The organism is Deltaproteobacteria bacterium CG11_big_fil_rev_8_21_14_0_20_49_13 (genome assembly GCA_002796305.1).
GTDB lineage: Bacteria > UBA10199 > UBA10199.
In genome coordinates this window covers 1-17,724 of sequence record PCWZ01000034.1, presented here as the reverse complement: position 1 = coordinate 17,724, position 17,724 = coordinate 1, and the positions used below count along the sequence as shown (strand labels likewise).

20 protein-coding genes are annotated in these 17,724 nt (G+C 48.3%); 19 read left to right on the top strand and 1 reads right to left on the bottom strand.

From position 1 onward, the window contains the following. Positions 1 to 435 precede the first annotated feature (435 nt). The 19 genes from COV46_02780 (at position 436) to COV46_02690 (ending at position 16,079) form a co-directional block, all read left to right on the top strand. On the top strand, positions 436 to 2,163 hold the full coding sequence (locus tag COV46_02780) for a type II secretion system protein GspE (protein ID PIR17791.1): 1,728 nt from the start codon (positions 436 to 438) through the stop codon (positions 2,161 to 2,163). A 9-nt stretch (positions 2,164 to 2,172) separates the two neighbouring features. Further along, the gene (locus COV46_02775) at positions 2,173 to 3,393 is read left to right on the top strand and encodes a general secretion pathway protein GspF (GenBank protein ID PIR17790.1); all 1,221 of its coding nucleotides are present in this window, start codon (positions 2,173 to 2,175) and stop codon (positions 3,391 to 3,393) included. A gap of 21 nt (positions 3,394 to 3,414) precedes the next feature. Next, positions 3,415 to 3,807, top strand: coding sequence for a hypothetical protein (locus COV46_02770; GenBank protein ID PIR17789.1), 393 nt, complete (start codon positions 3,415 to 3,417; stop codon positions 3,805 to 3,807). An 11-nt stretch (positions 3,808 to 3,818) separates the two neighbouring features. Then, positions 3,819 to 4,199: a hypothetical protein gene (locus tag COV46_02765; protein ID PIR17788.1), complete on the top strand. Its 381-nt coding sequence runs from the start codon at positions 3,819 to 3,821 to the stop codon at positions 4,197 to 4,199. Positions 4,200 to 4,255: 56 nt separating this feature from the next. Next, entirely contained in the window at positions 4,256 to 4,660 is a 405-nt protein-coding gene (locus tag COV46_02760) for a hypothetical protein (GenBank protein PIR17787.1), read from the top strand. A gap of 374 nt (positions 4,661 to 5,034) precedes the next feature. Then, positions 5,035 to 5,541, top strand: a complete 507-nt coding sequence (locus COV46_02755) for a hypothetical protein (GenBank protein PIR17786.1) — start codon at positions 5,035 to 5,037, stop codon at positions 5,539 to 5,541. Continuing rightward, positions 5,489 to 5,938, top strand: coding sequence for a hypothetical protein (locus COV46_02750; GenBank protein ID PIR17785.1), 450 nt, complete (start codon positions 5,489 to 5,491; stop codon positions 5,936 to 5,938). Before COV46_02755 ends, COV46_02750 begins: the two co-directional genes overlap by 53 nt. Continuing rightward, positions 5,935 to 6,435, top strand: coding sequence for a hypothetical protein (locus COV46_02745; protein PIR17784.1), 501 nt, complete (start codon positions 5,935 to 5,937; stop codon positions 6,433 to 6,435). Before COV46_02750 ends, COV46_02745 begins: the two co-directional genes overlap by 4 nt. Before the next feature lie 3 nt (positions 6,436 to 6,438). Next, a complete protein-coding gene (locus tag COV46_02740; protein ID PIR17783.1) occupies positions 6,439 to 7,149 on the top strand; it encodes a hypothetical protein in 711 nt (236 codons plus the stop codon). Between the two features lie 24 nt (positions 7,150 to 7,173). Beyond that, on the top strand, positions 7,174 to 8,091 hold the full coding sequence (locus COV46_02735; GenBank protein ID PIR17782.1) for an ATPase: 918 nt from the start codon (positions 7,174 to 7,176) through the stop codon (positions 8,089 to 8,091). Further along, positions 8,067 to 8,831 carry a hypothetical protein gene (locus tag COV46_02730; GenBank protein ID PIR17781.1) on the top strand — a complete coding sequence of 255 codons (765 nt, stop codon included), beginning with the start codon at positions 8,067 to 8,069 and terminating at the stop codon, positions 8,829 to 8,831. Before COV46_02735 ends, COV46_02730 begins: the two co-directional genes overlap by 25 nt. Continuing rightward, entirely contained in the window at positions 8,828 to 9,868 is a 1,041-nt protein-coding gene (locus tag COV46_02725; GenBank protein PIR17780.1) for a hypothetical protein, read from the top strand. Before COV46_02730 ends, COV46_02725 begins: the two co-directional genes overlap by 4 nt. Continuing rightward, the gene (locus COV46_02720) at positions 9,831 to 10,424 is read left to right on the top strand and encodes a hypothetical protein (GenBank protein PIR17779.1); all 594 of its coding nucleotides are present in this window, start codon (positions 9,831 to 9,833) and stop codon (positions 10,422 to 10,424) included. The genes COV46_02725 and COV46_02720 overlap by 38 nt, the downstream gene beginning before the upstream one ends. Before the next feature lie 4 nt (positions 10,425 to 10,428). Next, positions 10,429 to 11,097, top strand: coding sequence for a hypothetical protein (locus COV46_02715; GenBank protein ID PIR17778.1), 669 nt, complete (start codon positions 10,429 to 10,431; stop codon positions 11,095 to 11,097). Positions 11,098 to 11,104: 7 nt separating this feature from the next. Continuing rightward, entirely contained in the window at positions 11,105 to 11,455 is a 351-nt protein-coding gene (locus COV46_02710; protein PIR17777.1) for a hypothetical protein, read from the top strand. 10 nt (positions 11,456 to 11,465) lie between these two features. Further along, entirely contained in the window at positions 11,466 to 13,025 is a 1,560-nt protein-coding gene (locus COV46_02705) for a hypothetical protein (protein ID PIR17776.1), read from the top strand. Positions 13,026 to 13,084: 59 nt separating this feature from the next. Continuing rightward, positions 13,085 to 14,824, top strand: coding sequence for a pyruvate ferredoxin oxidoreductase (locus COV46_02700; GenBank protein ID PIR17775.1), 1,740 nt, complete (start codon positions 13,085 to 13,087; stop codon positions 14,822 to 14,824). Further along, on the top strand, positions 14,815 to 15,690 hold the full coding sequence (locus tag COV46_02695; protein PIR17774.1) for a 2-oxoacid ferredoxin oxidoreductase: 876 nt from the start codon (positions 14,815 to 14,817) through the stop codon (positions 15,688 to 15,690). Before COV46_02700 ends, COV46_02695 begins: the two co-directional genes overlap by 10 nt. A gap of 2 nt (positions 15,691 to 15,692) precedes the next feature. Continuing rightward, on the top strand, positions 15,693 to 16,079 hold the full coding sequence (locus COV46_02690; protein ID PIR17773.1) for a hypothetical protein: 387 nt from the start codon (positions 15,693 to 15,695) through the stop codon (positions 16,077 to 16,079). On the opposite strand, the gene COV46_02685 is transcribed toward COV46_02690, so the two are convergent. Beyond that, positions 16,073 to 17,470: a glutamate--tRNA ligase gene (locus COV46_02685; GenBank protein ID PIR17772.1), complete on the bottom strand. Its 1,398-nt coding sequence runs from the start codon at positions 17,468 to 17,470 to the stop codon at positions 16,073 to 16,075. The genes COV46_02690 and COV46_02685 overlap by 7 nt on opposite strands. Positions 17,471 to 17,724 lie beyond the last annotated feature (254 nt).

Here is a 17,724-nt window from a genome sequence, read left to right as displayed (position 1 = left end):
ACAACAGGCCTCGAAAATGCTTAAACTTTAAGACACCAAGTGAGGCTTATAACTTAGAGCGTTGCACTTAATGGTTGAATTCGGGATTGTTATAGTTGTGGACAATGGGACTTTTAAAATACTATTTGTAATAATCTCCCGCGCCAGCCTGTAAGGAGCTGGTGCGCGGGGGTTGAATAACCCAATTGATCACTGAATGACGTTTAAGGCGGCGTGAAACACTGCTTTGCGAAGGTCGCCAACACCGGCTACTTACGTGCAGGTTGGCGACAAGATTGAATTACGAACTGTCAAAAATCAAATCCCATCCCAATCAAACAACCTTGCGAAACGAACGACGGGAGTATTTCAGGGTCATGATGAAGAGCCGAGGTCCATATTTGTCACACATCTAGTTTGACGGTTGTATATGTTTGGTGTATCATACAAAGACTTATGGATGAGGGGAGCGTAAGTTATCAAATATTGGAAGATCTGCCCGTTGCGCTTGTAGGTGCCGGTTTTATCTCGGCCGACCAACTGGCCGTTGCCCAGGTGACCCAAAAGAGCATGGGCGGCGATATCGGTCATATCCTTATAAAGAAGGGGTTCGTTACCGAGGCCCAGCTCCTGCAGTTCATCGCAGATAATCTCAAGATAGAGTTCGTTACGCTTACCGACAAGCATATTGAACAGGATGCGATAAAGCTCGTTCCCTTGATTCTTACCCAGAAATTTCATTTTGTGCCTGTCTCCAAAAAGGGGGACATGCTTCAAATAGCGATGGGCGATCCTCTGTATCTTTTCGCGCTCGACGAGATAAGGTCCACCGTTAAGTGCGATGTGGAACCCGTTTTTGCGGCAAAAGAAGATATTGAAAGGGCGATAAAACTACACTACCACTCGCCCGACGCCTCTGTTTCAGCCATGGACGAATCGATGGAGATAGTCGATCAGGACATGCTGGATGAGGCTGAGTCATCCGAAAAGCTGGAAGAGCTGGCCTCCGGTACAAAGATAGTGAACATAGTGAACGGCGTCATCGCCAAGGCGTACCGCGAACACGCAAGCGACATCCACATCGAACCGATGATCGACAGGATCAGGGTCCGGTACAGAATAGACGGTCTTTTGGAGGAGAGGATAGTCCTTGCAAAGAAGATGCTTCTCCCCATCGTTTCAAGGCTTAAGATAATGGGGAACATGGACATTGCGGAACGCCGGGTGCCGCAGGACGGACGCGTCAATCTTAAGTTCCTCGGCAATCGTATCGATCTAAGGCTTTCCACATATCCTTCAATGTACGGCGAAAAGGTAGTCGTCAGGCTCCTGGCCAAAGAAGGCATCTTGGGTCTTGAAGACTTGGGATTTTCCGAAGAGGATAAGTTAAGGTTCATGGACATTATAGTAAGGCCTCACGGTATATTCCTTGTCACCGGCCCCACCGGCAGCGGAAAGACAACGACCCTCTACGCCGCGCTCCAGAGGATAAATTCGCAGGAAAAAAACATCATATCGATAGAAGACCCGATAGAGAACGAGATAGCGGGAGTTTCCCAGGCGCAGGTTAATCTTAAGGCGGGGCTTACTTTTGCGTCGGCCCTTCGTTCGATATTAAGACAGGACCCCGATGTCATAATGGTCGGCGAGATACGCGACAGCGAGACGGCAGACATCGCGCTTCGTTCCGCTATGACCGGCCACTTTGTTTTCTCCACGCTTCACACGAACACGGCGATAGGCGCCGTTGCAAGGCTTGCCGACCTTGGGCTAGAACCGTTCCTGATATCTTCGGCCATATTGGGAGTCCTTTCGCAGAGACTTGTGAGAAAGATATGTAAGGAGTGCAGGGCGGAAGTTGAGGCGACGGACGCCCAAGCGGAATATCTTAAGAAATATGCCGGGAGCGGCTTGAAGCTCGACAAGAAGAACATCAAGATATACCGCGGCAAAGGGTGCAAGGCCTGCAGGATGAGCGGATACAAGGGCCGTGTCGGTATATTTGAACTTGTTGCGTTCAACGAAAAACTTAAACAGATGATAACCGAAAGGGCGTCCGAAGAAGATCTGAGGAGAGAGGTCAGGGCGATGGGGATCCGAGATATAAATGAAGAGGCCGTTGTTAAGGTCCTGACAGGGGTCACAACGATAGAAGAAGTCATAAGGGTCACTCAAGAAGAATAAATAGTTCCTATGCCGCTATATTCCTATAAAGTGAGGGACAAAAAGGGCGAGCTTGTTTCGGGCGAGGCCGAATCAACGTCGGCCAGAGATCTTTCCGAAAGCCTTTTTTCGGGAGGAATGATCCCGATCTCGGTTAGAGAAGCAAAGAAGGGCGGTATTAATATTGAAAATATCGGCGATATCTTCCAGCGCGTTAAGACGGAAGAAATAATGATATTTACGCGCCAGTTCTTCACTCTCTTCAAGGCGGGCATAAGCATGGACACGATCCTTGCCGCGGTTTCCAAACAGATATCTTCCCGAGCAATGCAGAACGCCCTGGAAAAGACAAGAAAGGACGTCGCCGAAGGGGCATCCCTTTCTCAGGCGTTCGCCCGTCATCCAAAAGTTTTCGACGAAATGTATGTCTCAATGCTTGCCGCCGGTGAAGAAGGCGGTATATTGGAGCAGGTCCTGCAGGAGCTCGTTGTCCTGCTGGAAAAAGAGGACGAGATAAAAAGGAACGTAAAGTCGGCCACCCTTTATCCAAAGATAGTCGTCTTCGTGCTTGTCGGCGCAGTTACCGTTCTGATGACATTTGTCGTGCCGAAGTTTTCCAAATTCTATGCCCATTATGGCGCCGATCTGCCAATACCTACGCAGATACTTATCGGCACATCTAACTTTGTAAGAAATTACTGGTACGTGGTCATTTTGATAATTGCCGCCATAGTATATATGTACAAGCGGTATTATAAGACTCAGGCCGGCAAATTGAAGATCGACAGGTTAAGATTCAAGGTTCCGGTCTTTGGGCCCCTCACGACAAAGATAGCCAACGCAAGGTTCGGCCATATACTTTCAGCGCTCTACAAGAGCGGCCTCCCCATGCCCAGGTCACTTGAGGTCGTTGCGAACGTCATTGACAATGCTGCGTTCGCTTTAGAGGTGAGAAAGATAAAGGATAGGATACAAAAGGGTTCGCTATTGTCCGATGCCATGGCAGGAGGCGTGTTTTTTTCGCCGGTTATGATCGAAACCACGGCGGTGGGTGAAAGAACAGGTTCTCTTGACGAGATGCTCAATGCCGTGGCTACGCATTACGATCTTGAAATCGGGCACACCATAAAAAATCTTACAACTCTTTTAGAACCTATTCTTTTAATAGGAATTTTCGCGATGGTTACCATCCTTGCGCTATCAATTTTCTTGCCAATTTGGAACATGTCAAGTATAGTGTCGGGAAAATAAACCCAAAAAGGAGGGATACTTATGGATGAACAGGTAATCCAAACAAAAAAGCCGCGCGCCAAGTTCGAATGGGCGATCATCGCGGTGGTGTTGGTGGCGGCAATAGTTGTCGCTTTCGGCATCTATTCAAAGAGAGATTCGGTCAACAAAGGCAAGATCCTTATTTCAGAGCTTGACAACATTCGTTCCGCAGTGACGATGTACAAGACGCTGAACAAGGCGAATCCGCCGACTCTCGAAGCGCTGACCAAGCTCAACTATTCGTTCGAGCCGGGGCAGACGGGCAAGGCGTACCTTGAAAAGGTCACGATCAGCACCGGGGGCCAGCTTGTGGACCCTTTCGGGAATCCCTACAAGTATGACAGCAAGAACGGCTGGGTCATTTCCACAACAAAGGGGTATGATAAGTGGTAGGGGGTTAATATATGGGTTTTGAGAAGCCTCAAAGAAAATGGTTCGAGCGCGTGATGGTGGCAATGCTGATCATAGTTGTCAGCGCACTGGTAGGTTCCAATGTTTATTACCAGATGAAATCCGGCAAACAGCGCACGCTTTTTTACCAGCTACAGATACTTAGAAGCTCTATTAACCTTTATAAGCTGATAAATAATAAGAACCCCGACAGTTTGGAAGAGATAGCGACGGGCTATTATAAGTTTCCGGGCGAAGATGTTACAAAACGTTATATTGAGAACGCTCCCATCAATAAAGATGGAAATGTAGTTGACCCGTTCGGTAAAGAGTATTATTATGACGACGAGACCGGCTGGTTGAGAAGTTCAACTGCCGGATACGAATTCTGGTGAAACAACAAACAAAGGCCCGCCACGAACGTTTGGCGACGGCCCAAGGAGGATTTAATATGAAGAAAGGTTTTACACTGATCGAGCTAGTGCTGGTGATAACCATCTTGGGTATCCTGGCGATCTCTGCCCTGCCGAGCTTTATCAACATCTCGACACAGGCGGAACAGGCATCACGTGACGGCGTAGTAGGCGCGGTCCGTGCAGGCGTTGCTCTCCAGAGAGCTAACGACCTCGTTACGAACGGCCCTCCGGGTAGCTATCCTGCAGCTCTCGATGCCGCCACTGCCGCAGCATGTTCATCGGCGAATCCATGCTTTACGACCGTTCTTACCCAGGGTGTTGCAGACGGAAGCTGGTCAAAAGGCGATGCTACTACTTATAGCTTTACCGACGGCACCAGTACATTTGTCTACACATATACATCTTCGAATGGCACGTTCACATCTACTACGGCTCCGTAATGTAGTTTAAATGTGATGGGAATGTAGTTCAAAAGTTGGTAAAAAGTAGTTCAAATGTTGTCTAGGGAGGGAGTTGGGCCTAATGCTCAATTCCCTCTTTTACTTTTATTTAAGTTGTGATATTGTCGCGCCATGAAAAAGGGATTCACATTAACAGTGTCAGGCACTTTATTTATAGGGCACCTCTAAAAACCCATTGGCGTGTCATTGCGAGGGAGCGTAGTGACCGAAGCAATCTCCATAAATCAAGTGTTTGCGGGAGATTGCCTCGCCCCTTCGGGGCTCGCAATGACAGAACAAGCAGGTTTTTAGAGGCGCCCTATAATTACAACCCGGTCGACGGGACATTCAGCCCTCAGTAGGTACCTGTTAATATGATCTTAAAAAAGCGAGAAGGTTTTACGCTCATAGAGTTGGTCATGATGATATCTCTTTTGGGCATCATGGTCGTGTTTTATATTGAATCTGCGGGAGATCTAAGTAACGTAGGGATCGACACCGCAGCTAGAAAGGCCCAGCAGGATATCAGGTACGCCCAGCAGTTGGCGCAGACTACGGGCGTCGTTCACGGGGTAAAGTTCATAAAGAACGGCACTTATCAGGTCTATCGTGGTTCCTATGGAAATCCGGTAACGGACCCTACTACCGGGGGCCAGCTGGTAGAAAATTTTGTGCATTTCCCAGGGGTTGAGATAGACACCAACTATGAGGTGAAATTTGATGCCGTGGGAAGACCGACGATCGGCGCAGATCAGAGGGCTAGACTTATAGCCACAAGCGGTGCAAGAAGAGACGTTTACGTTATTGACCAGACGGGAGCGGTAATAAATGACCTTATACAGAAGGGCACGGGGTGCAGCTGTGACATTTGCAGGAAATAAAAAAGGTTTTACTCTCATAGAGGTCGTGTTGACCATAGTCATCATTTCCGTAGGCCTTGTTGCCATGATGTTTGTTTTCGATAACGTTACGCGCGGCTCAATGGAGGCCGACATGAACGTTACCGCCACTTTTTTGGCTCGCGAAAGGCTTGAGATAGCGGCCTTTGACAAGGTATATCGGGGTTACGATTATCTCACAGGAACGCGCTATCCAGCTTCAGAAAACGTTTCCGTAGGCGGAAGGAAGTATGTAAGGGAAACTGTCGTTTATGAGGTTGATAAGATCGACCTTGTGACCACGCTCCTCAATTCTAATTTTAAGCGTGTAGACGTCACGGTGAAGTGGGGCACTGCTTCCACGCAGAGGATCATTGAGACGACACTTTTTACCAGATGAAGAACAAAGGTTTCACATTGATAGAGCTTTTACTGACGATCATCGTGGTCGCTATTATTTCCGGTGTTTCGGCGCAGGTCCTGGTCAGGGGAATAGAGATCTATTCACTTATTGCTAACAGGCGGGACGCTTTGGAACACGCACGTGTCGGCATGGACAGGATGGTCTCCGAACTTTTGCTGGTGAAATCCTTAGACATCACGTCTATAAGTAATACGAACATCAGTTTCAAGGATATCAACGGCAGTTCAACTAGTTTTCGAAGGGCAACCCAGTATAATACCATTGACCTCTTTCGCGGCAGTGATTTTTTAGCAGGGCAGGTTGCTCTGCTCGATTTTGATTATTATAAATCCGACGGTTCTCCGGCAAATTTCACGTGGGATGTCAGAAGGATAAATATAGAGTTGACCATCCAGACCATAGGCGGATACGGGGATGTACCTTTAAGAACCGAGGTTTTTCCCAGGAACTTCATGTATACGAACTTCAGGTAACTTATGCAAAAAGGCGTATCGATAATAGGGGCCGTTTTCACGCTTTTGATACTTGCCATCTTTGGTTCGGCAATTGTTTCCTTGACCTCCACGGAACATAGCGTTCGCAGGCTTCAGATCGAAAAGGAGCAGGCTTTCTACGAGGTGCAGGCAGGGCTCGAATATGCGGTGAGAGAGATCTATAACGGAGGCTATCCGGTTGTTAGCAACAAGGGCCTTGGCAGGGGAATTTTTTCGGTCTCGATCGATGCCCCGAATCATATAGTCTATGCTACCGGGGTAAGCGGTGATGTTACCAAGACTCACCAGATCACCTATAATAATCTCGCCGGAGACTGCCTGAACGTGAACAACGATCAGGTGACCGTTGTCGGCCCCAACAAGACCGACATGAAGGCCCTGACCTTGAAGAAACTCTGCAACAACGCCGTAAGTATCGACAAGCTCCAGTTCGTCTGGTCGCCGGACAATAATGAAAAGGTAACGCAGGTGAAGATAGAGAATAATTTGTTATACAATAGCCCGTCAGGAGCGGCATCCGGTGAGATAATAGACATCCCCGATTATGCTATATCAGGGGGCGTTGCACATCAGATAAATCTGATAAAGTTCACGAACAATATGCTCAACAAGCAGTTTACTATAACCCTCTATCTGACCGACACGTCATATAAGACTTTACAGTTCGTTATACTGCCGCCCAATCAGAATTAAAATCCTTTGATTATATTAAGAAATATGCTACTTTCGGTAGCAGGGGGTAGCCGTATAATGTATCTTACATATTTTGGCCTACAAGATAAGCCTTTTAGCATCACGCCGGATTCAAAGTATCTCTTTCTCACGAAGCAATACGAGTCTGCGCTTGATGCCCTTGAATACTCTGTCAGAGAGAGGCTCGGTTTTTCGGTCCTGACGGGTGAAGTCGGTACCGGCAAGACCACGATAGCAAGGACCTTTCTTTCTAAACTAGGCGACGGATTCGAAAGTGCGCTACTTGTGAACCCGTTGCTCTCCATTCCCGAGATGCTCCAGGCAATAAACAAGGACTTTGGATGCGCCACCAGAGTTCTATCGCCGCAACGCCAGATAGAATCTCTCAATAAGTTCCTTCTCGATTCTGCATCAACCGGTAAGAACGCCGTTGTCATAATTGACGAGGCGCAGAACCTCTCCGTTGAATCCTTAGAGATGCTCAGGATGCTCACCAATATCGAGACCGACCGCGCAAAGCTTTTGCAGATAGTCCTTGTAGGTCAGCCCGAACTTACAAAAAAGCTTGAGACGTATGAATTAAGACAGCTTAACCAGCGAATAACGGTAAGGGCGAACCTCGTTCCTCTGCAATTTGTTGAGATGGTGAGATATATAAATCACAGAGTGACGCTCGCTGGCGGCCTTAATAAGATATTCTTCGATGCAACTGCTTATAAGGCGATATGGCGGAGTACAAAGGGTTTTCCAAGGCTTGTAAATATAATCTGCGACAGGGCCCTAATGGCGGCCTATGTTGCAGACACCGCGACCATTTCCGGTGATATAATAAGAAGGGCCGTAAAGGATATCGGAGTGGTAGCGCCCCGCACCGGTTGGCTTAGTGCGCTAAAAAATCTAAAGGTAAACAGACTATTATGTCGCTTATACACAAAGCCTTAAAAAAGGCCGAAGGAAATGACAGGCCGAAAGCTCCCGAGCCTCCGGTTGAACAATTTGTCGGGGATAGGCTCGGAAGCATCAAACAACAATTGACGCCAAGGGTCATCGTTCTTCTGATCGTGGTGGCTCTTGCGCTTCTCTTTACGGTCTACAAGAGGTTCATTTACAATAGCTCTACCTTTCCGCAAAATCGACTTCCGACCGTTGTGCAACCGGCTGTTCACCCGCCTCCTGATATGCAATCTCCGCTACTGCAGGCATTACCGCCGCCGTCGACCCTCAATGAGGCGCTTGAAGAAGGAAAGATATTTTTCAGTGAGGGGAAGTACGATGAAGCCCTTTCAAAGTTCATAGAGGCTGAAACGAAGAATCCGAACGATCCTGTCATCTACAACAACATAGGACTTATCTACAAAAAGAAGAACGATTTTGCCAAGGCCGAGAGCTTTTACAAGAGGGCCATACAGTTGAAACCAAACTATCCCGAATGTCTCAATAATTTAGGCGTTCTGAAGACGTCGTCGGGCGATCCTTTGGAGGCGGTGATATACCTTAAACGGGCGATAGTGGCAGACAATACCTATGCCGATGCCTATTTTAATCTCGGGGTTCTAAACGACGGAGAAGGAAACTTCAAGGAGGCCATTGCCAACTATAAATCATTCCTTCAATTCACTGACACCAAGGACGATTCGCTGATCACCAAGGTCAAAGAAAGGATAGAGGGGCTGTCCGAATGAACGAACTTTTTAAAAACTTTCTGAAGCCGAAGAACGTGCTTGGTTGTGACATTGGTACTGCTTCGCTTAAGGTCGTCTATATAAAGGACGACAACGGGTTGGCAAAACTTGAATCGTTCGGTCTAATCGATACGGACCCTCTATCCGAACATACCATTTGCATACAAAGGGCGAAGGCATTTCTTAAGGAACACGGGCTTTCCGGTCATAACGTAAGCCTTAACGTCGAGGACAAAAGCTTGAGGATAAGGCGTATGGACCTGCCAGAGATGCCTAAAGGTGACATGAAGATAGCCATAAGATGGAACTTTAGGGAGTATGTGGATGGTCCGATAGAAAAATTCAGCGTCGATTACTCCGGCTACGGTGATATGAAGGTGAACGGTGATAAAAGACCGGTCCTGGCATTCGCCGTCGCTAACGACGCGGTCGAAAAATTGATAAAGGTGACAAAGCTGATAGGTCTCAAGCCCGTTTTTGTAGAACCGAACGCAACGGCCCTGCTTTCCGCTTTTGATCACAGTGTCGGGTGGGAGAAGGATAAGTTCAGCGTTATTATAGATATGGGCGGGACCCTTGCAAATTTCGTTGTGTTAGGTAACGGTCTTCTCCTCTTTTCAAGGCCTATCGCTAATGCCGGTGTAAATTGGCTCATCAAGTCGATCTCCAAGGAAATGCTCATAAATGATGAGGCCGCCATAGACCTTATAAAGGCCTATATTTCAAAGCCCGGCGAACAGGTCGAGCAAAAGTTTTCGACCGCCGTCTCGCAGTTCCTGAGCCAGATGGTGATCGAGGTTCAGCGGTCCATCGATGCCTTCTGTCTTCAGTTCCATACGGATAAGGTCGGTGCCATTTATCTTGCGGGCGGGGGAAGCATGATCCCCGGTATCTGCGAGCATATCTCCAAAAATTTGGGTGTTTCAGCCAAGATATTCGATCCGTTCGAAAAAATAGATATCAGCATTGTCGGAGGAAAGATCCCGAACCCGCAGTTATATGCAGTTGCGGTTGGGCTTGCTTTGCCTAGGGAATGAGCAGATGATACAAAGGGTAAATTTCATAGAGAAGACCCCGTATGCGATCAGTTATCGCAATATGCTTATTTTTGCGGGCATTGTATGTGTCATCTGCCTCCTTGCGAACGGCCTCTTTGTCCTTCGAAATACCTATTTGAAGTCGAAGATAGCCTCTACTAACAAAGAGATCCAGGTGCTTACTATACAAAAAGAAAAGACTTTGGCCGCAATGCAGATAGCGCAGACAAAGAACGTCGGTTCCGTCACCTCTCTTGCGAGCCTTTTTGTGAAGATGCCGGCATGGTCAAGCGTCCTTTCCGAGATGTCAAAGAGGATGCCAAAGCAGGTATGGTTCGATAACATTCGGTCCAGTAATATCGGAGATCTCTCCGATCGGAGGAAACTTGAGATGTCGGGTAAGAGCGTAAGTCACGCGTCGATAGCACAGCTCGTGAACTCGCTTGAGGAGTCGGAATATTTTCAGAACACGGTCCTGGTGAAATCTCAAAGAGGTGCGGACGGGTACTCTTTTATAATAAATTCGGAGACATTGTTCCCAAAGGCGGAGTGGTGATATTATGGAGACCGACTCACAGTTTGATCTAAAGCAGGAGGCAGGTTCCAGAGAGAGGATATATTTCATTATCATTCTCCTGCTCATAGTTGTCGCCTTTGCGAGGTGGTTCTACATACCGAAGATCAAACAGGCGAAGCTTTTGAGGGTGGAGATAAAGAACCAGTCGATGCAGATTGATACTCTGAGACAGTTCGCCAAGCTGAAGATACCGACCTTACAGCCGCAACAGGCGGACCAGCAGGCAACATTTAAGACGGGAACCATGTTCGAAAAGGCGGTGGAAGAGTCGTCAAAATCGGAGCAACAGGTCATTGCCGACATCGTTAGGATGCTGACATCCAACAATGTTCTGAACGGGGTGAGCGTGTCCGGTATGAACTTCATGCCGGAGGTCAATAAAGGCAACTACAGTACGGTGCCGATAGAGATCAATCTTGAGGGCAAATATTCAGGGATGCTTAATTATCTCGGTCATGTGGAGAAGTTCGGAAAGCTTGTTACGACCGATAACATAGAACTGACGACATCCGAGAAGGCCCCTAATGTTGTCAAAGCAAAGATAGATGCCAGCATATATGTGGTCAATGCTTTAGAGGCGCCGTCACAGACGGCCGAATCGTCGGCTCAGGTCTTGCCTGCGTCTTCGTCGTCAAATCCGATGGGCAAATGAGGGAAATATGAGAATCATAAAATATTCGATCTTTGGTTTGTTCGTTTTGAGTGTTGCCCCTCTCTATGCCGCATCGCTTTCCGATCTTAACACAAAAGGATTTCAGGACAGGACAACTCCTCCCGTAAGAGCCACGGAAAATCCGTTCATGAAGCAAAACGCATCTCCCCAGGATATGGTCGTTGAGGATCTTCATCTTGACGGGATAGTTTACAGTCCTCATTCATCGTATGCTCTTATAAGCGGTTTTACGGTCAGAGAAGACGATGATGTGGCAGGACTCAAGGTTAAGGTAATAGAGAAGGACAGGGTGGTACTGCGTCAACTTGACCAGATGAAGATATTAAGGTTGGATTGAGGGATCAAACATGGGAGACAAAATATTAATAGATCGATGCCGGAAGCTGGATGCCGGAAGCTGGAAGTGTAGATTGTTTTTTGTCTATCTCAAGCCTCTGGCCTCCCGCATCCTGCCTCTTGTTTCATGCCTTCTGTTTCTTGCTTCTTGCCTCCTGCCTCTTTCTCTGAGGGCGGAGGACACTGGCACCATAGACAGGAGCGACAGAAACGACTTTAACTCACGTTACTCCATATCCTTCAACAACGCCAATCTCAAAGAGGCGCTTCGTTTTCTTTCTGGAATAGCCGGGGTCAACATGATGATACCCGAAGACGTCACAGGCACGGTCACCACGCGTTTTGATTCCGCCACCATACCGGATGCCATCAATTCCATCGTTAAGGCGAACGGTTATGACTATGCGGTGGAAAGGGGCATTTGGCGCATTGGCAAGGATGCGCAGTTCACCACTGCGGGAGAGGACCTCAAGACTGAGACCATACGGTTGAAATATGCCTCGGCAAAGGACCTTACCGAAAAGATAAAGGCCCTGCTTACGACCAGGGGCTCTATTTTTGCGGATGAAAGAACCAACTCGTTGGTCGTAAAGGAAAGGCCGGCAAATATCGAGAACGTGAGACGGTTCGTTGAGGACATCGACGTGAGAGATGCCCAGGTGCTTATTGAGGCGAAGATATTGGAGGCTACGCGCGATTTTTCAAGGAACCTGGGCATTCAGTGGGGTGTTACGTCGACAGGTACCAGAACCGGTGTGAGCGGAGTCACCGCCGTAGGTACGAACGATGCCGGAAGGACGCTTATGCAAAATCTGCCGATGCCCCAGACTCCGAGTATTACCACGCCGACCAGCGGGCTGGGCCTGATCATAGGGTCCCTTGCCGGCGGAACAACCATAGATATGCAGATAACGGCGGCGGAACAGCACGGCGACCTGAACATCATATCAGAGCCGACAATAGTGACTTCCAACGGTGTACCCGCAAATATAAGAAGCGGCGAAACGATGTATATAAAGACCGTTGGCGATGTTAATATCGGGACCACCGGCGGGACCTCTACGTCGGCCGGTTCAAGCGGGCAGGGACTTCAGGAGGTGCGTACTGGCATCGAACTTAATGTTACTCCTCAGATATCGGTGGATAATTATATCAAACTTGCCATAGTCACCCAGACATCTCAACTTGATTTCACAAGAACGGTCGATGGCATACCGGTTGTTATCGATAGCAACGCCAGCACATCGGTTGTTGTTAAGGATGGGGAGACGACCATTATAGGCGGCCTTGCCAGACTTACCGGTTCCAAAATGAACAAGGCGGTACCGGGGCTTTCAAAGATACCTCTGCTGGGGGAGCTGTTCAAATCAAGGGCCAAATATAAACAGAACAAGGATCTGATGATATTCATAAGGCCCACCATAATCAAGAACCTTGCCGACATCCCCGATAACGCAAAATATGGCAAGTTCGAAGAGATTCGAGAACAGATCGTGTTTAAGGAAGCGCCCAAGAAAGAGGGGCTGACCAACAGGCGTTCGTCGACCAATAAATATCAGCGGAACCGGTAATATTTCCGTTAATTTTTTTCTTGCAAGTTGGGTATATTGGGGTAGATTTCCGTCCCACTATGAAAATCAATGACATTGTAATAGGTATGGTTGGCGCGGGCGGAGACGGTGTTGTTGCTTTTGGAGATATCCTTTCAACTACATCCGCTCTTGAAGGCCTCAACTGCATGGTGGTGAAGAGCTTCGGTCCCCAGATAAGGGGCGGCGAAAGTTCATGCAAGATAAGAATAGCGGAAAAAGAGGTCTATTCTCAGGGCGATCGCTTGGATGTCCTTGTCGCCTTTAACTGGGATGATTACGCAAAGTTTCCAGGCGAGCTTGATGTGAAGAAAGATGTCGTTGTTGTTTGTGACGCCAAGAACACGCCTGACAAGCTTCCATTTGCGCACGACATCAACCCCAAAGAGGTCTTTAGAGTTCCATTTGATGAGCTGGTCAAAGAGTCGGGTAATCCCAAGGCGAAGAATATAATTTCTCTCGGAGTTATCTCCGAGATATTGAACCTTCCCAAGGACGGTCTTAAGAAGTCCATTACCCGCAAGTTTGGCAAGAAGAAGCAAGAGATACTGGAATCCAATATTAGAGCGATAGATATAGGCATAAACTATGCGGCCAAGAATAATTTAAAAGCGTCGCTGCAGTTTGAATATAAACTGTCCGCTCCCAAATATGTTGCCACTGGCAACGACGCTTTAGCATACGGAGCTCTTGCTGCCGGTTGCAAGTTCCTTGCCAGCTATCCCATTACTCCAGCCAGCGAAATCATGGAGTGGATGGGGCGCGAACTTCCGAAGTTCGGCGGAACAATGGTTCAGGCGGAAGATGAGATAGCCGCGGTATGCATGGTAACAGGAGCGGCGTTCGGCGGGGTGAAGGCGATGACGTCGACTTCCGGCCCCGGTGTTTCGCTTAAGATAGAGGCGATAGGCCTTGGCACCATTGCGGAACTTCCATATGTTGTGGTGAACGTGCAGCGCGGAGGTCCTGCCACCGGTCTGCCCACTAAATCTGAGCAATCAGACCTATGGCAGGCGATAGGCGGCATGCACGGCGATGCGCCTCACGCCGTCATTGCCCCGGCGGATGTTGCGGACTGTTTCGATGTCGGGATCCATGCGTTCGGGATTGCCGAAAAATATCAGATGCCTGTTATTGTGCTTTCCGACCAGTTCATAGGACACAGAAAAGAGACGGTTTCCGGTTTCGATACCGGTAATATCAGAATTGTTTCACGCGAGACGCCAAGTTCACCCTCAAGGGGAGATTATAAGAGATTTGCAGACACAAAGACCGGCGTTTCTCCTATGAGCTATCCTGGAATTAAGGGCGGCGAATACACCTGTTCCGGTATCGAGCATGAAGAATCGGGAAGCCCGACCGCCCGCCACGATACGCATGAAAGAATGTGTGCAAAACGTGCGCGAAAGTTAGAGACCCTGGTGAAAGACTTTTCGTTCATTAGAAGATACGGCCCCAAAAAAGCGAAGGTCGGCATTCTTGCATGGGGGTCCACAAAAGGCGTGGTTCGGGAGGCTGTAGAGGCGGGGAATGCAGGTGGTATGAGTATTTCCGCCCTTGTCCCGCAGCTTATCTATCCGTTGCAGGCTGACCTTGTGAATGAGTTCATAGCGTCGTGCGAAAAGATAATGATCGTGGAGATGAACTACACCGGCCAGTTCAAGGATTATCTAGCTGGGAAATGCAATCTTCCGAGGGACGTTATTCATATGAAATCAAGCGGTGCAATGTTCTTTGAGGTTGGCGATATATTGAAGAGGATTAAGGAGGCATGTTTATGACGGAAGCCGTTCGCGATCCCCAATCGTTCAAGAAATATGTATCTTCGTTAAAGCCTATCTGGTGCCCCGGCTGTGGCGACTATGCGGTTCTCACGTCTCTTGCCAAAGCTTTTGCGGAGATGAACTACGAAACGGCAGACACCGCCGTCATCACAGGCATCGGTTGTTCCTCGAGACTTCCGGGGTATCTCAATACCTACGGATTCAACTCAATACACGGCAGGGCCATTCCCATTGCCACAGGGCTTAAGATCTCAAGGCCCGATATCAATGTCGTGGTCGCGGGAGGCGACGGCGACATGTTTGCCATCGGCGGAGGGCATATGGCACACGTCGTGAGGCGCAACATAGACATGACGCTTCTTGTGATGGATAATAATATTTACGGTCTTACCAAAGGCCAGGCATCACCGACAACGCCTCTGGGCACAAAAACATCAACAACGGCCTACGGGAGCATCTCCACGCCGATAAGGCCGCTAAATGTCATGCTCGGCTACAACTGTTCATTTATCGCTCAGACAAGTTCTGTTGATCCTGTTCATCTGACAAAGATGATAGTTGAAGCGATGAAGCACAAAGGATTCTCTTGCGTGAACATACTCTCACCGTGTGTTACCTACCGCGGGAATGAGGAATATCAGCATATAAAAGGGAACACGCGATATTTGGATGAGAGCTACGATCCCGCGGACGGTGTAAATGCCTGGAAAACGGTGAGCACCACGGAAAAATATTTAATGGGCGTGATACACAAGAAGGCGCGGGCTACTTATCACGAACAGGTTAACCACTTAAGGGATTCTTCTGTCAAAGGCGGTGTTGCCCCTTCCTTAGAAGATGAAATGAAATTATTCTTGGCCTAAGTATGTTACAGATCTGGAAACTAAACACAATTCCGCTTCCGTATCCTCTGCAGGTGGCGGGCCCGTCCGCAGATCTGCCGTCCGAACATGCCGATGCGACAGCAGACCCGGCGGCACATCAAATCCCCGTAGAAATGGATCCCGTTGTGCTTCCGCCTATGGTGGAAGTCGACGATCTTTTTCCAAAGGGTCGTATCGTAAGATTTTTTCCCCATCAGGGTTACGGGTTTATCACCGATCGCAATGGCAAACAGGTCTACTTTAATCTTAACGAGATAGATTTTGTCGGGTCCAAATCAAAAGACGACATTAAGATAGGCATCCCCATAGGCTACGACGTAAGCCATACCTCGCACGGTCTGCATGTGAAGAAGATAAAGATCTATTGAAAAGCTTTGTTCAGGCGTCTGAGCACAACATCTTTCCCCAATATCGCCATAATAATGTAGATGCTTGGTGATACCGTGGTGCCGGTAAGGGCCACGCGGCAGGGTTGGGCAAGGTCTAGCATCTTTTTACCGGTCTCATCGATAAGTTTTTTGAACGCCTCGCTTATGTCATGTTCTGAAAAGTCGACGATCTGCGAAAGCCTGCCGGCGATCAAAGAAAGCGTTTTTTTTCCATCATCGTTTAACCATTTCTCCTTGGATTTCTCATCATAGGTAATCTCATCGTGGAAGTAGAAGGCGGATATCTCGGAAAGTTCGTCCAGCGTCTTTCCTCGTTCGCGTTCGGAGGCGACCGCCTTTATCCCCATGGACCTGTCGGTCACTTTCAGGCCGCGCTTTTCAATGAAAGGGAGAGTCATCTCAAAGACCTCTTCATCACTGAATTTGAGCATATGCTGAGAGTTGACCCATTTGAGCTTTTCAGGATCGAATACGGCCGCTGCTTTGCCGACATCTTTAAGATCGAAAGCGTCTATCATCTCTTTTAGCGTGAATATTTCCTGGTCTCCGTGCGCCCAGCCGAGGCGGGCAAGGTAGTTAAGAAGTGCGTCCGGCAGGTATCCTTGGGCCTTGTATTCAAGGACGCTCGTTGCGGCAAAGCGTTTTGAAAGGCGTTTTTTGTCCGCACCTAATATCATGGGAAGGTGGGCGAACATAGGTACAGGGTAATTGAACGCCTGATACATCAGCATCTGCCTCGGTGTGTTGTTCAGGTGATCGTCGCCTCGAACGACGTGCGTTATCTTCATCTCTACATCATCGACGACTACCGTAAAATTGTAGGTAGGTGTGCCGCTACTGCGCATGATGATGAGGTCGTCGAGCTCCTTATTTTCGAAAGAAACATCGCCTTTTACTATATCGTGAACGATGGTGGTCCCTTCGACCGGAGCCTTGAACCTTATTGAGAAGGGTCTGGGGTCTGGGGTCTGGGGGATAGCGGAGAGCTCTCTGCATTTTCCGTCGTATTTGGGCTTTCTCCCTTCCTTCATCGCCGCCTGACGTTTTGCCTCCAGCTCTTCCTGCGTGCAGTAACACTTGTAGGCAAGACCGCGTTTCATAAGGTCTTCAACGTGGGCCTTATAAACATCCATTCTCTGCATCTGAAAATAGGGGCCTTCGTCGTGGTTGAGTCCCAGCCATTTCATCCCTTCGATGATGGATGCCGTGTATTCGTGTGTAGAACGTTCGGTGTCGGTGTCTTCGACGCGCAAGATGAATGTGCCATTCATTTTGCGGGCAAGAAGCCAGTTATAAAGGGCCGTTCTTGCGCCGCCGATGTGTAAGTGCCCCGTGGGGCTTGGTGCAAAGCGTACTCTACATGGTGTCATAATGGGCGCATTTATATGCGCTTCAGGGAAATAATCAACAATAAAACTTCAATAAAACTTCAATAAAACTTCAACCTCAACGTCGCATAGCGGACATTATGTAGCATTCGGGAAAGTTAGTTATTAAAAACTGGGTCTTCGCGGATATGAGTGGGTCATTTGAGGGCATTTATGCCGATAGGCTCATAACATTTTTGGGTAAGTAAAAAATGATGAATACATTGTTGGTAAAAAGTTATCCATCAGGTGGCGCG

What these genes read in the sequence shown, in the direction of transcription:
- COV46_02780 (PIR17791.1), top strand. Translation starts at nt 436, where the DNA reads ATGGATGAGGGGAGCGTAAGTTATCAAATATTGGAAGATCTGCCCGTT.
- COV46_02775 (PIR17790.1), top strand. Translation starts at nt 2,173, where the DNA reads ATGCCGCTATATTCCTATAAAGTGAGGGACAAAAAGGGCGAGCTTGTT.
- COV46_02770 (PIR17789.1), top strand. Translation starts at nt 3,415, where the DNA reads ATGGATGAACAGGTAATCCAAACAAAAAAGCCGCGCGCCAAGTTCGAA.
- COV46_02765 (PIR17788.1), top strand. Translation starts at nt 3,819, where the DNA reads ATGGGTTTTGAGAAGCCTCAAAGAAAATGGTTCGAGCGCGTGATGGTG.
- COV46_02760 (PIR17787.1), top strand. Translation starts at nt 4,256, where the DNA reads ATGAAGAAAGGTTTTACACTGATCGAGCTAGTGCTGGTGATAACCATC.
- COV46_02755 (PIR17786.1), top strand. Translation starts at nt 5,035, where the DNA reads ATGATCTTAAAAAAGCGAGAAGGTTTTACGCTCATAGAGTTGGTCATG.
- COV46_02750 (PIR17785.1), top strand. Translation starts at nt 5,489, where the DNA reads ATGACCTTATACAGAAGGGCACGGGGTGCAGCTGTGACATTTGCAGGA.
- COV46_02745 (PIR17784.1), top strand. Translation starts at nt 5,935, where the DNA reads ATGAAGAACAAAGGTTTCACATTGATAGAGCTTTTACTGACGATCATC.
- COV46_02740 (PIR17783.1), top strand. Translation starts at nt 6,439, where the DNA reads ATGCAAAAAGGCGTATCGATAATAGGGGCCGTTTTCACGCTTTTGATA.
- COV46_02735 (PIR17782.1), top strand. Translation starts at nt 7,174, where the DNA reads ATGCTACTTTCGGTAGCAGGGGGTAGCCGTATAATGTATCTTACATAT.
- COV46_02730 (PIR17781.1), top strand. Translation starts at nt 8,067, where the DNA reads ATGTCGCTTATACACAAAGCCTTAAAAAAGGCCGAAGGAAATGACAGG.
- COV46_02725 (PIR17780.1), top strand. Translation starts at nt 8,828, where the DNA reads ATGAACGAACTTTTTAAAAACTTTCTGAAGCCGAAGAACGTGCTTGGT.
- COV46_02720 (PIR17779.1), top strand. Translation starts at nt 9,831, where the DNA reads ATGCAGTTGCGGTTGGGCTTGCTTTGCCTAGGGAATGAGCAGATGATA.
- COV46_02715 (PIR17778.1), top strand. Translation starts at nt 10,429, where the DNA reads ATGGAGACCGACTCACAGTTTGATCTAAAGCAGGAGGCAGGTTCCAGA.
- COV46_02710 (PIR17777.1), top strand. Translation starts at nt 11,105, where the DNA reads ATGAGAATCATAAAATATTCGATCTTTGGTTTGTTCGTTTTGAGTGTT.
- COV46_02705 (PIR17776.1), top strand. Translation starts at nt 11,466, where the DNA reads ATGGGAGACAAAATATTAATAGATCGATGCCGGAAGCTGGATGCCGGA.
- COV46_02700 (PIR17775.1), top strand. Translation starts at nt 13,085, where the DNA reads ATGAAAATCAATGACATTGTAATAGGTATGGTTGGCGCGGGCGGAGAC.
- COV46_02695 (PIR17774.1), top strand. Translation starts at nt 14,815, where the DNA reads ATGTTTATGACGGAAGCCGTTCGCGATCCCCAATCGTTCAAGAAATAT.
- COV46_02690 (PIR17773.1), top strand. Translation starts at nt 15,693, where the DNA reads ATGTTACAGATCTGGAAACTAAACACAATTCCGCTTCCGTATCCTCTG.
- COV46_02685 (PIR17772.1), bottom strand. Translation starts at nt 17,470, where the DNA reads ATGACACCATGTAGAGTACGCTTTGCACCAAGCCCCACGGGGCACTTA.